Source organism: Brachybacterium horti, from assembly GCF_054777615.1.
In genome coordinates this window covers 666451-681863 of the sequence record NZ_BAAHAM010000001.1, presented here as the reverse complement: position 1 = coordinate 681863, position 15413 = coordinate 666451, and the positions used below count along the sequence as shown (strand labels likewise).

Sequence of the window (15413 nt, the reverse complement as noted above, 5' to 3'; positions counted from 1 at the left end):
GCAGGAAGGGGTTCACCCATGGCTGTCATCTCCCCACCCGCCGTCCCCGCCGCGCCCGCCGCCGCACCCCGGCTCCAGGGCTCGCTCGGCCCCGTCGCCATCGTCTTCATGGTCGTCGCCGCCGCCTCCCCGCTCACCGTGATCGGCGGCGGCGCCCCGCTCGGCATCGCCCTCGGGAACGGGGCGGGCTTCCCGGCGCTCTTCCTCCCCGTCGCCGCCGTCCTGCTCCTCTTCGCCGTCGGGTTCATGGCGATGACCCGCGTCGTCGAGCGGCCCGGCGCCTTCTACACCTACATCGGGGAGGGCCTCGGCCGGCACCTGGGCACCGGCGCCGCCTGGCTCGCCGTGCTCTGCTACACCTCGATCCAGCTCGGCGTCCTCGCCTACCTCGGCGCGCTGCTCGCCCGGACGGGTGCCGCCGTGGGACTGCCCGCCGCGCCCTGGTGGGTCTGGACCCTGCTCGTCGTCGGCGCGGTCGGCGTGCTCGGCTACCGGCGGATCGACGTCTCCTCCAAGGTGCTCGGCGTGCTCCTGGTGTGCGAGATCCTCGTGATCGTCGCGATCACCTCCGTCGCCGTGCTCGGCGGCGGGGCCGACGGTCTCGCCCTGGACTCCTTCACCCCCGCGACCGCGCTCTCCGGCTCGCCCGGCGTGGGCCTGCTCTTCGCGATCGCCGCCTACATCGGCTTCGAGGCCACCGCGATCTACCGCGACGAGGCCCGCGACCCCGACCGCACGATCCCGCGCGCCACCTACGGCGCCCTGCTCGGCGTGACCGGCTTCTACGCCGTCGGGATCTGGGGCGTCGTCGTCGCCTGGGGCCCGCAGGAGGTGGTGCGGGTCGCGCTCTCCGACCCGAGCATGCTGCTGCAGGCCACCGCGGGGCTCACCCTCGGCGCCGCCGGCCCCGTCGTCGTGGACGTCCTGATCATGACCAGCATGCTCGCCTGCGTGCTGTCCTTCCACAACGTGCTCGCCCGCTACCTCCACTCCATGTCCGGCGCAGGGCTGCTCCCCGCCCCGCTCGAGGACGTCCACCCCCGGCACGCGTCCCCGCACCGCGCCTCGGTGGTCCAGAGCCTCACCGCCGCGGTCCTCACCCTGCTCTTCGCCGCCTGCGGCCTGGACCCCGTGCTCGAGGCCTTCACCTGGTTCTCCGGCGTCGGCACCCTCGCGGTCGTCCTGCTCATGCTCGGCACGAGCCTCGCCGCGCTCACCTACTTCGCCCGGCACCGGGAGCAGGCCGCGGAGCTCGGCCGCTGGCGCACGGCGATCGCGCCGGCGCTCGGGGCGATCGGCCTCGCCGCCCTCGGCGCGGTCCTCGCCGCGAACTTCCCGATGCTCGTCGGCGACGTCGGCCCCGACGGCGCCCCCGCCTTCGGCGTCCTCAGCGGCGTGCTCGTGGGCCTGTGCCTCGCCGCCGTGCTGCTCGGGACCGTGCAGAGCCTCGTGCTCCGCCGTCCCGCCGCCCTCGACGCGGCGGCCCCCGCCGCCGTCCTCACCACCCCCACCCTGATCGGAGAGACCGATGTCTGAGCTCCTGGACCGCACCCCCGCCCCCCAGCAGGCCGCCGCGCTGCCGCGGATCGACTTCCGCTACCTGTCCGAGCCGGACATGATCGCCGCCGGCGTCACCGACATGGCCGCCTGCGTGGACACCATGGAGGAGGTGCTCGCCCTCCTGCACCGCGGCGACTACCGGATGGCGGGCGCGAACAGCGACTCCCACGGCGCCATGGTCACCTTCCCCGCGGCCCCCGACCACGCGGGGATGCCCGCCGACGGCCCCGACCGCCGCTTCATGGCGATGCCCGCCTACCTCGGCGGCAGCTTCGGCACCTCGGGCGTGAAGTGGTACGGCTCGAACATGGACAACCGCCGGCGCGGTCTGCCCCGCTCGATCCTCATGCTCACCCTCAACGACACCGACACCGGGGCCCCGCTCGCGCACATGTCCGCGAACCTGCTCTCCGCCTACCGCACCGGCGCGATCCCCGGGGTCGGCGCCCGCCATCTCGCCCCCGCGGCGGCACGCGTGGTCGGCATCGTCGGCCCCGGCGTCATGGCCCGCACCTCCCTCGAGGCCTTCCTCGTCGCCCGCCCCACGATCGACACGGTCAAGGTGAAGGGACGCGGCGCGGACCGGCTCGCCGCCTTCACCGCCTGGGTGCGCGCCGAGCACCCGCAGATCCGCACCATCGAGGTCGTCGACACGATCGAGGAGGCCGTGCGGGACGCCGACATCGTCACCTTCTGCACCTCCGGCGAGGTGGGCGACCCGTCCACCTATCCGACCGTGCGCCGGGAGTGGGTGCGCCCCGGGGCGCTGCTCACCATGCCCGCCGCCTGCGAGCTCGACGAGGGGATGGTCGCCCCCGACGTGCTCAAGGTCGTCGACAGCACCGGCCTGTACGAGGCGTGGGCGGAGGAGTACCCGTACCCCACCCACGCGACGGTGCCGATCGTGGGCTGCAAGTTCACGGACCTCGTGCACGACGGGGCGCTCGCCCGTGAGGAGATCCACGACCTCGGCGCGATCGTCGACGGCGAGGACCCGGGCCGCCGGGACCCCGAGCAGATCGTCGTGCTCTCCGTGGGCGGCATGCCCGTCGAGGACGTCGCGTGGGGGACCGTCGTCTACCGGCGGGCCGTGGAGCGGGGGATCGGCACCGTGCTGAACCTCTGGGACCAGCCGGAGCTCGCATGAGCGCCGCCGTGATCCGCGAGGTCGACGTCGCCGTCGTCGGCGCGGGGACCATGGGGTCGATGGCCCTGTGGCACCTGAGCCGCATGCGCGGGGCCGGCGGCCGCCCGCTGCGCGTCCTCGGCCTCGAGCAGTTCGGCACCGTCCACACGCACGGCGCGTTCAGCGGCGAGTCCCGCCTCTTCCGGGTCGCCGCGAAGGAGGGGCGGCTGTTCGTCCCCGCCGCCCGGGAGGCGCGCTCGCAGTGGCTCGAGCTGGGGCGTCTCGCGGGCCGTGACCTGCTGCTGCCCTCCGGGGTGCTGCACATCGCGCCCGGCGGCCACGCGGATCTCGACGCGACCCTCGCCGCGATCGCCGAGCACGACCTCCCGCATCGTCACCTCGGCGCGGAGGACCTGCGGCGCCAGTACCCGCAGTTCCACGTCGAGGACCGCGACGAGGGCGTGCTCGACGAGCTCGCGGGGGCCCTGCGCCCCGAGAGCGCCGTCCACGCCGCGTCCCGGCAGGCGGTCGCGGGCGGCGCCGAGATCCTCCACGGCACGGCCGTCCTCGGGATCGAGGAGCGGGCCGACGGGGTCCGTCTCTCCACGAGCGCCGGCGAGGTGCACGCGGAGCGCGTGATCGTCACCGCCGGCCCGTGGACGGCGCGGCTCGTCCCGGACCTCGCGGACCTGCTCACCGTGCGGGTGCTGACCCTCGCCTGGTTCGTCCCCGAGGACATCGGCCCCTTCCTGCCGCACCGCTTCCCCGGCTTCATGCGGGACCTCGAGGAGCTGCACGTCTTCGGGGCCCCCTCGCTCGACGGCTACAGCATCAAGGCGAGCCCGCACCTGCTGCTGCCGGACGTCGCGCGCCCCGAGGAGCGTCCCACGGAGCTCAGCCGCGAGCAGCTGCGGTGGCTGGGCGAGCAGGCGCGGCGCGTCATCCCCGCGCTGGACCCGGAGCCCGTGCGCTGGTCCGTCCACACGGACTCCCAGAGCCCGGACGGACGGCCGCTCATCGACACCCTCGGCGACGGCCGTATCACGGTCGCGGCGGGCATGTCCGGCAACGGGTTCAAGTTCGCCCCGGTCTGGGGGCAGGCCGCCGCGGAGCTCGCCGTGACGGGAAGCAGCCGCTGGCAGCACGAGGAGTTCACCCTCACCCACCACCGGAGCCTGCTCGCCCCGGTCTGATCCGCGGCGCGCACCCCTCCCTGCGGTGCGGCGGTCCGGAGGGGCCGCCGCACCGCAGGGAGGGATCAGGCCATCGCCGCGTTGCCCTCCTCCTGGGCCTGCGGCACGCCCTCGGCCGCGGGGGTGCGGCCGATGAAGATCTCCTGGAAGATCGGCATCGCCGCCTCGAGGCCTGCGTTCGCCTTGGCGCCGGTGTCGGCCTCGGCGGCGTCCTTCGCCGCCTCGACGAAGGGGCTGACGTCCACGCCCTGGCCGTCCCAGTAGTCCACGAACTCGCCCTGCGCGTCCTGGTGGGCGGGGAAGGCGACGCCCTGCGCGCCGATCGGCTTCTGGCCCTCCGCGGAGCCCAGCCAGGTGAGCAGCTTCGCGATGCCCTCCTGCTTCGCGTCGTCGGCCTTCGCGTTGCCGACGGCGACCACGCCGTGCACGAGCGACTTCGGGCCCTCGGGGCCGGCGACCGGGGCGGAGAGGATCCAGGAGAAGGAGTCGCCGACGCCCTCGAAGACCGTCTTCAGGCTGTACGGGCCGGACTGGAACAGGGCGAGCTTGCCCTGGGTGAACAGGTCCCGGGAGACGTCGCCGTTCGCGTTGGTGTCCGCGGCGCTGGGGGCGATCTGCGCGTCGTTGACCAGGCCCTGCATGTAGTCGAAGGCGGCGATGCCCTGCTCCGAGGCGAAGACGTACTGGTCGTCCTTCTGCCACTGGGCGCCGTTCGCGGCGAGCATCGGGCCGATGATCGCCTGCCGGTCCGCTTGTGCGTTGAAGCCGAACTGGGTGCGCGAATCCGCGTCGAAGCCGTCGTCGCCGGGGTGCTTGCCGGCCTTGTCGAGGGTCAGCGCCGTCCCCGCCTCGCGCAGCGGGTCGGAGTCCGCGGCCGGGTCGAAGCTCAGGGACATGGGGTCGACGCCGGCTGCCTCGAGGAGGTCGGAGTTGCTGAACAGGGCGATCGAGTCCCACAGCTGCGGCACGCCCCACAGGCCGCCGTCGCGCGTGTAGAGGTCCACCACCGCCTTCTCCCACCTGTCACGGCCCTCGGTGACGACGTCGGTGATGTCGAGCAGGTCGCCGGAGTCCTTGTAGAACACGTAGTTGGCGGAGTTCATCCAGTAGACGTCCGCCGCGTCGCCGCTCGCGACGTCCAGCGGCAGGCGCGTCCAGTAGTCGGCCCACGGCACGAGGTCGATGGAGACCTTCCAGCCGGACTCCTTCTCGAAGGCGGCGAAGGACTCGGTGTAGGCGTCCACCGCGGTCTCGTCCCAGAGCCGGAAGGTGAGGGTCTTCCCGTCGCCGCCGCCGTCGGACCCGGATCCACCGCCGGAGGAGGAGGGGGAGCAGGCCGCGAGGGCACCGACGGTGCCGGTCACGGCGAGGGAGGTGAGGAGGCTGCGACGCTTCACGGGGGATTCCTTCGTCCGACGGAGGCGGCCACGGGGACCGCGGGGAGGCTCCTGTCCATTATGGTCGCCTCGCTCCGGGCCGGGGCGGGTGTGAACGGGCGAGGCGACCGGGAGCCTCAGCGCAGTCCGGTGCCGCCCACGGAGCGGGTGATCTGCTTCTGGAAGACGATCATCAGGAGCATGAGCGGGAGCATCGCGAGGGTCGTGCCGGCCATGACGAGCGTCCAGTTGCTCGAGTACTGCGACTGCAGCGCCGAGGTCGCGACGGTGATCGTGCGCCACTCGGGGCCGGAGGTGATGACCATCGGCCACATGAAGCTGTTCCAGTGGGTGACGACCGTGATCAGCACGAGCGTGACGATGATCGGCCGGTTCAGCGGCACCACGAGGTTCCACAGCAGGCGCAGGGTGCCGGCGCCGTCGATGCGCATGGCGTCCATGAGCTCGCTCGGCATCTGCCGGAAGTTCTCGCGCAGCAGGAAGATCGCGTAGGGCGAGCCGAGCACGAAGGGCAGCACGAGCGCCCAGAAGGTGTTGCGCAGCCCCGCCTCGCTGAGCATCAGGTACAGCGGCACCACGACGACCACCTGCGGCACCATGAGCGTCGCCACGAACACCCAGAACAGCAGGTCGCGGCCGGGGAAGCCGAGGTGCGCGAAGGCGTAGGCGGCGAGCACCGAGAACACGATCTGCCCCACGAGGATCACGGCGACCATCTGCACGGTCACCGCCACCGGGGTGACGAAGCCGTCCACCGAGGAGAGCAGCTGCTCGAAGCTCTCGAGCGTGGGCGGGGCGGGCAGGTGCAGCGGACCCTGCTGGGCGAGCTGGCGCGGCGAGGTGAGCGAGGTGAGCACGGAGACCGTGAACGGGGCGAGCGTGAGCAGGGCCGCGGCGAGCAGCACCAGATAGGTCGCGCCGTGGCCGAGCACGCGCCGGGCGAGGTTCTTCTTCACGGGGCCTCCGCTCAGCTCATGTCGTAGGTGATGCGGGAGGAGAACCAGCGCTGCTGGACCACCGTGATCACCACGAGGAGGAGGAACAGGATGACGGCGACGGCGCTCGCGCGGCCCAGGTGGGAGTTCTGGAACGCCTCGTGGTAGACGAGGGAGGCGATGACCTCGGTGCGGTGCCGGGGGCCGCCGCCGGTGAGCGCGTAGACCATGTCGAACACCTGGAAGCTCGCGACGACCTGGGTGATCGCGAGGAAGAAGGTGGTGGGGCGCAGCAGCGGGATCGTCATGTGTCGGAGCGTCTGGAACGGACCGGCGCCGTCGAGCCGCGCGGCCTCGTAGATCGAGTCGGGGATCCGGCCCAGGCCCGCCTGGAAGAACAGGCTGATGTAGCCGACGTTCTGCCAGATCGCGACGAAGGCGACGGCGGGCAGCGCGAGCGTCGGGTCGGTGAGCCATTCGACGCGGATGCCGAGCAGGGTGTTCAGCGCGCCCGTGGAGGGCTGGAGGATCCAGGTCCAGACGACGCCGAGTGCGAGCGGCGCGCACACCCACGGGATCACGACGATCACCCGCACCACGGCGGAGCCGGGCAGCGCGCGCACGAGCTGGGTCGCGAGGATCAGCCCCAGCGCGAGGGACAGCGGCACCGAGAGCAGCGTGAACACGGCCGTGACCAGCAGGGAGTTCAGGAGCGCGCCGTCGGCCAGCAGGGAGCGGTAGTTCTCGAGCCCCACGAAGTCGCGGGTGCCCAGCAGGTCCCAGTCGAAGAAGGAGACGCCGAGCGCGAGCAGCACGGGCAGGATCAGGAAACAGGCCACGCCGATCGTCGCGGGCGCCACGAGCATCCAGCCCAGCAGGGATCGCCTCGAGCTCATCGCATCCTCCCCGGTCGGTCCGTCACCACCGGCTCAACGTATAGCAGGGTGCCGTCGGGCGGTGACGGCCCTCCCTCCGCGGACGACGCGGCCCGGCATGCCGGCAGGGCCATGCGCGGTGCGCAGCGGACGAGATCTCGGCGCGGAGCCATGGGTGTGGTGCGGCGGCGTTCCAGAGATGGTCGCGAAACGAGCCATTCCTCCGTGACCGGCCCATCGGCTCGTTTCGGGACCACTCCTGGAACGAGTGCGCACCACCCCTCCCGCGCACGAGCTTCCCGTCCATGACCGGGCTCGCCTCCACTACGCTCGGGCGCATGAGTGCTGCGCCCGCCACCGAGGTCCCCGACGCCGAGCCCGACGGGGCCCGCGATCCCCACGCGAGCATCTACGACCACGGCTTCGTGCGCGTGGCCGCGGTGACCCTCCCGGTCGCCCTCGCGGATCCGGCGACCAACGCCGAGCGCCACCTCGAGGTGCTGCGCGACCTGCACGAGCAGCAGGTGGGCGTCGCCGTGTTCCCCGAGCTCTCGCTCACCGGCTACTCGCTCGACGACCTCGTGCTCCAGGAGCCGCTGCTGGACGCCGCGGAGCAGGCCGTGCTCACGCTGCTCGAGGCGAGCCGCGAGCTGCTGCCGATCATCGTGGTCGGGGTGCCGCTGCGCGCCCGGGACCGCTCGCGGATCTTCAACTGCGCCGTGACGATCCACCGCGGCGAGGTCCTCGGCATCTCCCCGAAGCAGAACCTCCCCACCTACCGCGAGTTCTACGAGCGCCGCTGGTTCGCGCCGGGGGACGATGCCGAGGGGGAGACCGTCCGCCTGGGCGGCACCGAGCATGCGCTCACCCCGCACGGCATCATCACCGTCGAGGACGTCCCGGGGCTGCGCCTGTACGTCGAGATCTGCGAGGACATGTGGGTGCCGGTGCCGCCCTCGGCCCAGGCCGCGCTCGCCGGGGCCACGCTGCTCGTGAACCTCTCCGGCTCGCCGATCACGATCGGTCGCGCCGAGGACCGCAAGCTCCTCGCCCGCTCCGCCTCCGCCCGCTGCCAGGCGGCGTACGTCTACGCCGCCGCGGGGGAGGGGGAGTCGACGACGGACCTCGCCTGGGACGGCCAGACCTTCGTCTACGAGTGCGGTGACCTGCTGGGGGAGTCCGAGCGCTTCCCGCAGGGCGTGCGGCACACGATCGTGGACGTCGACCTCGACCGGATCGTCGCGGAGCGTCGGCGCCAGAACACCTTCGACGACAACCGTCGCACGCATGCCGAGGCGCTCTCGACGTTCACGACCTGGCCCGAGGTGCGTCTCTTCGGCCCGTTCGAGGGTGACCTCGAGGAGGCCGACGCCGACGACGATGCCGAGGTCGAGGGCGGCGAGGGACAGGGCTGGTTCGCGTACGCCCCGCTCACCGGGGGCGTCTTCCCCGAGGGGGCCTGGGAGCCGGGCCCGCGGCCCGCGACCGGCCCGCTGCGCCGCCACCAGGACCGCTTCCCCTTCGTGCCCGACGACCCGGCCCGCCTCGCCCAGGACTGCTACGAGGCGTACAACATCCAGGTCGCGGGGCTCGTGCGCCGGCTCAGCGCGATCGGCGGGGACAAGCCCGGCGGCGCACGGCCCGTCATCGGCGTCTCCGGCGGCCTCGACTCCACGCATGCGCTGATCGTGTGCGCGCAGGCCATGGACCGCCTGGGCCGGGACCGCTCCGAGATCCTCGCCTACACGATGCCCGGCTTCGCGACGACGGAGCACACCCGCTCGAACGCCGAGCTGCTCTCCACGGCGATCGGCGCGACCTTCGAGACGATCGACATCCGCCCCGCCTCCACGCAGATGCTCACGGACATGGGCCACCCCTTCGGCGCGGGCGAGGAGGTCTACGACGTGACCTTCGAGAACGTCCAGGCCGGCATGCGCTACGACTACCTGTTCCGCCTCGCCAACCATCACGGCGGCATCGTCGTGGGCACCGGTGACCTCTCCGAGCTCGCGCTCGGCTGGTGCACCTACGGGGTGGGCGACCACATGTCCCACTACGGCGTGAACGCCGGCGTCCCGAAGACCCTCATCCAGCACCTCATCCGCTGGGTGATCGCGGAAGGGCTGTTCGACTCCTCGACGGCCGACGTGCTCCAGGCGGTGCTCGACACCGAGATCTCCCCGGAGCTCATCCCCACCAAGGCGGGGGAGAAGGCGCAGTCCACGGAGGACTCGATCGGCCCCTACGCCCTGCACGACTTCACGCTCTACCACGTGCTGCGCCGCGGCTACGGCCCCGGCAAGATCGCCTACCTCGCCCATCAGGCCTGGGGCGACCAGGAGGCGGGGGAGTGGCCTGCGGGCTACAAGGCGGAGGACCATCGCGCCTACACGCGCGAGGAGATCAAGCACTGGCTCACGGTGTTCACGAGGCGCTTCTTCTCCAACCAGTTCAAGCGCTCCGCCCTGCCCAACGCGCCGAAGGTGCTCGCGGGCGGCTCGCTGTCCCCGCGCGGGGACTGGCGGATGCCCTCGGACGCCGCGTCGAAGGCGTGGCTCGCGGAGATCGAGCGGGACGTCCCGGGCGCCTGATCCGGCCGTGCGCGGGGCCGACGGCGGCCCGTCGGCCCCGCGCACACAGCACCTCCACAGGCCTCGCATGATGTCTGCACCACGCGTCCTCGCAGAATCGGGATCGCCGGGTGATGATGAGGAGGGCGCGATCCGACGTGCCCGGCCGGCGCCCCGCGCCCGCCGCCCGATCCGTCGAACGAAGGCTCCGCCCCCATGGATCTGATCCACATGCTGATGGACCCCGCCCAGCTGCTCGCGCAGTTCGGGACCGCCTTCTGGTGGGTCGCGCACCTCATCGTCTTCATCGAGTGCGGGCTGTTCTTCCCGATCCTCCCGGGCGACTCGCTGCTCTTCGCGATCGGCATGTTCTCCCACGGCGGGGAGCTCGCGACGCCGCTCGGGATCTCGCTGATCACCCTGATCGTCGCCGCCTTCGCGGGCAACGTGGTGGGCTACGAGATCGGCCGCAGGGTGGGCCACACGCTCTACGAGCGGGACGGCCGCTTCCTCAAGCGCACGTACTTCGACCAGACCATCGAGTTCTTCGACCGCTACGGCCGCCGCGCCCTCGTGCTGGGTCGCTTCGTGCCGATCGTGCGCACGTTCATCACGGTCGTCGCGGGCGTGGGCCAGATGCCGCGCCGTGTGTTCTACACGTGGTCCGCGGTGGGCGCCGTGCTGTGGGTCGTGCTGATCACGATGCTCGGCTACGGCCTGGGCGGCGTGGCGCTGATCCGCGACCACCTCGAGGCGGCCGTGCTGCTGCTCGTCGCGGTCTCCGTGCTGCCGATGGCGCTCGAGGCGCTGCGCCGGAAGATGCGCGCCTCCCGCATGCCCGAGGAGCTCGAGGCGGAGCGCGAGGACGCATCGCTCTGAGCGCGCATCACGCGCACCGGCGGGGCTGAGCCCCGCACGTCCGCTCGACCACCACGCCCGTCCGGCCCTGCGCCGGGCGGGCGTTCTGCGCCGTGTCGCGACTCCCGCCCGGGAGAGTTTTAATGTACGTTAAACCGCATGGCCGACGAGACCCGCACCCCCGCGCCCGCCGCCCCCGTCGAGAGGGCCGCCGCGCCGCGACGGGGTCATGTCCTGCGCCTGCTGGGCCCCGCCTTCGTCGCCGCGATCGCCTACGTGGACCCCGGCAACATCGCCGCCAACATCACCGCGGGCGCCCGCCACGGCTACCTCCTGCTGTGGGTGCTCGTCGCGGCGAACCTCATGGCGATGCTCGTGCAGTACCTCTCCGCGAAGCTCGGCGCCGTCACCGGCCGCACCCTCCCGCAGCTGCTCGGTGCCTCCCTGGGCCGCCGCGCCCGCCTGCTCTACTTCGCGCAGGCCGCCGCCATGGCCATCGCGACCGACGTCGCCGAGGTCGTGGGCGGCGCGATCGCGCTGCACATCCTCTTCGACCTGCCGCTGCTGCTGGGCGGCGTCATCGTCGGCCTCGTCTCCCTGTCCCTGCTCGCCGTGCAGTCCCGACGCGGGCAGCGCCCCTTCGAGGCGGTCGTCATCGGCCTGCTCACCGTGATCACCGTCGGCTTCCTCGCGGGCCTCGTCGTCGACCCGCCCGAGCCCGCCGCCGTCGCCTCCGGCCTCGTGCCCCGCTTCAACGGCGCCGGGACCGTGCTCCTCGCCGCCTCCATGCTCGGCGCGACCGTCATGCCCCACGCGATCTACCTGCACTCCGGGCTCATGCGCGACCGCCACGGCGGCGGCGGGTCCCCGCAGCGGGTGGGGCTGCTGCTGCGCGGCGCCCGGCTCGACGTGGTCCTCTCGCTGTGCGTCGCGGGCCTCGTGAACATCGCGATGCTCGTCCTCGCCGCGGAGGCGCTCCCCGGCATCCCCGGGACGGACACGATCGAGGGCGCCCATGCCGCGATCGCCGGCGCGCAGGGCCCCGTGATCGGCGTGCTGTTCGGCATCGGCCTGCTCGCCTCCGGCCTCGCCTCCTCCTCGGTGGGCGCTTACGCCGGGGCGGAGATCATCCGCGGCCTGCTCAAGGTGCGCGTGCCGCTCATGCTGGGCCGCGCCCTCACCCTGGTCCCCGCGCTGCTCGTGCTCGCCGCGGGCGCCGAGCCCACCGGCGCGCTCGTCATGAGCCAGGTCGTGCTGAGCCTCTGCCTGCCCTTCGCGCTGATCCCGCTCGTGGTGCTGACCTCGCGCCGCTCCCTGCTGGGCGAGCGGGCGAACCCGCTGCCTCTCGCGATCGTCGCCTGGGTGGTCGTCGCGCTGATCGTCGCCCTGAACGTCGCGCTCGTGGTGCTCGGCGCAGGCGGGGCCTGAGCCCGTGCCGTCCCCGCTCGCCGGCGCCCCGGCTACGATGCCGGGGTGCATCCGGACCAGCTGAGCCCCGTGGCCCAGGACTACCTCAAGGTGATCTGGACGCGCACCGAGTGGGGCGCGGACCCGATGACCACCGGCGACCTCGCCGAGCACTTCGGCACGAGCGCCGCCAACGTCACCGAGACCCTCAAGCGCCTCGACGCGCAGGGCCTCGTCGAGCGCGTCCCCTACAAGCCCGTCGCCCTCACCGAGGTGGGGCTGCGCTGCGCGGTCGCGATGGTGCGCCGGCACCGTCTCCTGGAGACCTATCTCGTCGAGAAGCTCGGGTACGGCTGGCACGAGGTGCACGACGAGGCCGAGCGCCTCGAGCACGCCGTGAGCGACGACTTCGTGTCCCGGATCGACGAGGCGCTGGGCCATCCGACGGCGGATCCACACGGCGACCCGATCCCGGACGCCGGGCACCGCTCCTCCCATCCCGCGGACGCCCTGCCCCTCGCCGCCGTGCAGGCCGCGGGGGCGTACCGGGTGCTGCGGGTGAGCGACGCGGATCCGGCCGTGCTCCAGCGGGCACGGGAGCTGGGCGTCGTCCCCGGTGCCGAGCTCAAGATCGAGCCCGGCGGCGGCTCGGACGGCACGCGCGCGGTGCGGGCGCCGGGCGGCGCACCCCTCGTGGTGGGCGCCGAGCTCGCCGCCGCGACCCTCGTCGTCCCCTCCGGCCCGACCGACTAGACGGCCGCCACTCCTGTGATCTCGCGCCCTCGGGGGCCGGGAGCGCGCGACGGGCCCGCAGGCAGGCGCCGCCCGGATGCCCTGGCCGCGACGGACGTCACGGCGCGCAGGGTGCATCGTCCATACAATGTGGACCGGCCCCTGTCCAGTCCCGAACGGACGGTCGAGGGGGCGTCGCGCGCCGTGCGACGCTATCCGCCGCACCGACCGAGCGGCGCGCCCCGCGGGGCGCCGCCCGAACCCGAGGAGTCCGTCAGATGAGCCTGGTCGTCCAGAAGTACGGGGGATCGTCCGTGGCCGATGCCGCGTCGATCAAGCGCGTCGCCGAGCGCATCTCCCTGTACGCGAAGGCCGGGCACCAGGTGGTCGTCGTCGTCTCCGCGATGGGCGACACGACGGACGAGCTCATCGACCTCGCCGAGCAGATCACCGACGCCCCGCCGCCCCGCGAGCTCGACATGCTGCTCACCGCCGGCGAGCGGATCTCCATGGCCGTGCTGTCGATGGCGCTGAACGCCGTCGGCGTCGAGGCGCGCGCCTACACCGGCTCCCAGGCCGGCCTCATCACGGACGGCGAGCACGGCCGCGCCCACATCCTCAAGGTGACGCCGGGCCGCGTGCGCAGCGCGCTGGACGAGGGCGCCGTCGCGATCGTCGCCGGCTTCCAGGGCGTCTCCGCGAGCACCAAGGACATCACCACGCTGGGCCGCGGCGGTTCGGACACGACCGCCGTCGCCCTCGCCGCCGCCCTCGAGGCGGACGTCTGCGAGATCTACTCCGACGTGGACGGCGTGTTCACCGCGGATCCCCGGATCGTCCCCTCCGCCCGCCGCGTCCCGCTCATCACCTGCGAGGAGATGCTGGACATGGCCGCGAACGGCGCGAAGATCCTCATGGTGCGCAGCGTCGAGTACGCGCGCCGCTACGGGGTCCCGCTGCACGTGCGCAGCTCCTACTCGGGCCGCCTGGGCACGATCGTCACCGACGATCCCACCCGCGTGGTCCCCGTCGACCCGACCGTCACCATCCCCGCCGCCGACGTCGCCCGTCGCGACGCGGCCGATCCCACGAAGGAGCTCCCCGTGGACGAGCACGCTGACCCCGGCCTCGAGGCCCCGATCATCTCCGGCGTCGCCCATGACCGCAGCGAGGGCAAGATCACCGTCGTCGAGGTGCCGGACCTCCCCGGCCGCGCCGCGCTCCTGTTCGACGTGGTCGCCGACTCCGGCGCGAACATCGACATGATCGTGCAGAACACCTCCACAACGGACGACACGGTCGCGATCTCGCTGACCCTCCCGGAGTCCGACGCCCCCGCCGCCCTCGCCGCGATCGAGAAGGCGCACGAGGCGATCGGCTACAAGGAGGTGCGCTACAACGACCAGATCGGCAAGGTCTCGCTGATCGGCGCGGGCATGAAGTCCCACCCGGGCGTCTCCGCGCTGCTGTTCCGCTCGCTCGGCGAGGCGGGCATCAACATCGACATGATCTCGACCTCGGAGATCCGCATCTCCGTCGTCACCGCGCAGAGCGACCTCGAGGCCGCCGTCCGCGCGATCCACACGGCCTTCGGCCTGGACGCCGAGCAGACCGAGGCCGTCGTCTACGGAGGGACGGGCCGATGAGCACCAGCACCACCACCAGCACCGTCGACTTCAGCGGCACCCCCGGCTACGTCGAGGGCGGCCCCGTGATCGCCGTCGTCGGCGCGACCGGCCAGGTGGGCCGCGTGATGCTCGCGCTGCTCGCCGAGCGCGCCGTCGCCCACTCCGCGGTGCGCGCCTTCGCGAGCGCCCGCTCCGCCGGCAGCACCGTGCGCTACGCGGGCCTCGAGATCGTCGTCGAGGACGCGGAGACCGCGGACATCACCTCCGACGGACGCGGGATCGACGTCGCCGTGTTCTCCGCCGGCGGCTCCACCTCGACGGCCCTCGCCCCGCGCTTCGCGGCGGCCGGCGCCGTGGTCGTCGACAACTCCTCGGCCTGGCGCCGCGACCCGGAGGTGCCGCTCGTGGTCTCCGAGGTGAACCCGGAGGCCGCCGCCGAGCGTCCCAAGGGCATCATCGCGAACCCGAACTGCACCACGATGGCCGCGATGCCCACGTTGCGCGCGCTGCACGCCGAGGCGGGGCTGTCCCGCCTCAAGGTCGCCACCTACCAGGCGGTCTCCGGCTCCGGCGTCGCCGGCGTGAAGGAGCTCGCGGAGCAGGTGCGCGCGGGCGCCGGCTCGATGGAGGAGCTCGCCCTCGACGGCAGCGCCGTGGACCTCGGCGAGCCGGGCGTCTACGCCGCGCCGATCGCCTTCAACGTGCTCGCCCACGCGGGGAACTTCGTGGACGACGGCTCCGGCGAGACCGACGAGGAGCAGAAGCTGCGCCACGAGTCCCGCAAGATCCTGGGCCTGCCGGACCTCGCCGTGGCCGGCACCTGCGTGCGCGTGCCCGTGATGTCCGGGCACTCCCTCGCGATCCACGCCGAGTTCGATCGGCCGATCACGCCGGAGCGCGCCCGCGAGCTGCTCGAGCAGGCAGAGGGCGTGACCGTCGTGGACGTCCCCACCCCGCTCGACGCGGCCGGCAAGGACGGCACCTTCGTGGGCCGGATCCGCCAGGACCAGTCCGTGCCCGACGGCAAGGGCCTCGTGCTCTTCGCCGTCGCGGACAACCTGCGCAAGGGCGCGGCGCTGAACGCCGTGCAGATCGCCGAGCTGCTCGTGGCAGGCGCGGAGGCGTGAAG

General features: G+C 72.9%; 12 protein-coding genes. 9 read left to right on the top strand and 3 right to left on the bottom strand.

The annotated features are described in order from the left end of the window. Positions 1 to 18 precede the first annotated feature (18 nt). Genes ACYVAP_RS03195 through solA form a run of 3 tightly spaced genes read left to right on the top strand, consistent with a single transcriptional unit; the run spans position 19 to position 3879 of the window. Positions 19 to 1536, top strand: a complete 1518-nt coding sequence (locus ACYVAP_RS03195) for an APC family permease (RefSeq protein WP_498859496.1) — start codon at positions 19 to 21, stop codon at positions 1534 to 1536. Then, positions 1529 to 2707, top strand: coding sequence for an ornithine cyclodeaminase family protein (locus ACYVAP_RS03190; protein WP_498859495.1), 1179 nt, complete (start codon positions 1529 to 1531; stop codon positions 2705 to 2707). The genes ACYVAP_RS03195 and ACYVAP_RS03190 overlap by 8 nt, the downstream gene beginning before the upstream one ends. After that, complete coding sequence (gene solA, locus ACYVAP_RS03185) at positions 2704 to 3879, top strand: N-methyl-L-tryptophan oxidase family protein (protein ID WP_498859494.1); 1176 nt, start codon at positions 2704 to 2706, stop codon at positions 3877 to 3879. The genes ACYVAP_RS03190 and solA overlap by 4 nt, the downstream gene beginning before the upstream one ends. Positions 3880 to 3944: 65 nt before the next feature. Here solA and ACYVAP_RS03180 read toward each other — a convergent pair whose 3' ends face one another. The 3 genes from ACYVAP_RS03180 to ACYVAP_RS03170 all read right to left on the bottom strand — a co-directional run bounded on the left by ACYVAP_RS03180 (position 3945) and on the right by ACYVAP_RS03170 (position 7107). Then, complete coding sequence (locus ACYVAP_RS03180; protein WP_498859493.1) at positions 3945 to 5276, bottom strand: type 2 periplasmic-binding domain-containing protein; 1332 nt, start codon at positions 5274 to 5276, stop codon at positions 3945 to 3947. A 116-nt stretch (positions 5277 to 5392) separates the two neighbouring features. Continuing rightward, positions 5393 to 6232 (bottom strand): carbohydrate ABC transporter permease, encoded by an 840-nt coding sequence (locus ACYVAP_RS03175; RefSeq protein ID WP_498859492.1) that lies wholly within the window; start codon positions 6230 to 6232, stop codon positions 5393 to 5395. Positions 6233 to 6243: 11 nt separating this feature from the next. Then, on the bottom strand, positions 6244 to 7107 hold the full coding sequence (locus tag ACYVAP_RS03170; RefSeq protein WP_498859491.1) for a carbohydrate ABC transporter permease: 864 nt from the start codon (positions 7105 to 7107) through the stop codon (positions 6244 to 6246). A 317-nt stretch (positions 7108 to 7424) separates the two neighbouring features. Between ACYVAP_RS03170 and ACYVAP_RS03165 the strand changes: the two genes are divergently transcribed. From ACYVAP_RS03165 to ACYVAP_RS03140, 6 genes are all read left to right on the top strand, one after another. Next, the gene (locus ACYVAP_RS03165) at positions 7425 to 9680 is read left to right on the top strand and encodes an NAD(+) synthase (RefSeq protein WP_498859490.1); all 2256 of its coding nucleotides are present in this window, start codon (positions 7425 to 7427) and stop codon (positions 9678 to 9680) included. Positions 9681 to 9875: 195 nt separating this feature from the next. Beyond that, entirely contained in the window at positions 9876 to 10538 is a 663-nt protein-coding gene (locus ACYVAP_RS03160; protein ID WP_264450477.1) for a DedA family protein, read from the top strand. 138 nt (positions 10539 to 10676) lie between these two features. After that, complete coding sequence (locus ACYVAP_RS03155) at positions 10677 to 11945, top strand: SLC5/6 family protein (protein WP_498859489.1); 1269 nt, start codon at positions 10677 to 10679, stop codon at positions 11943 to 11945. Positions 11946 to 11990: 45 nt separating this feature from the next. Next, entirely contained in the window at positions 11991 to 12677 is a 687-nt protein-coding gene (locus ACYVAP_RS03150) for a metal-dependent transcriptional regulator (RefSeq protein WP_498859488.1), read from the top strand. Between the two features lie 257 nt (positions 12678 to 12934). Beyond that, the gene (locus tag ACYVAP_RS03145) at positions 12935 to 14302 is read left to right on the top strand and encodes an aspartate kinase (protein ID WP_498859487.1); all 1368 of its coding nucleotides are present in this window, start codon (positions 12935 to 12937) and stop codon (positions 14300 to 14302) included. After that, positions 14299 to 15411: an aspartate-semialdehyde dehydrogenase gene (locus tag ACYVAP_RS03140; RefSeq protein ID WP_498859486.1), complete on the top strand. Its 1113-nt coding sequence runs from the start codon at positions 14299 to 14301 to the stop codon at positions 15409 to 15411. The genes ACYVAP_RS03145 and ACYVAP_RS03140 overlap by 4 nt, the downstream gene beginning before the upstream one ends. Positions 15412 to 15413: the final 2 nt, after the last annotated feature.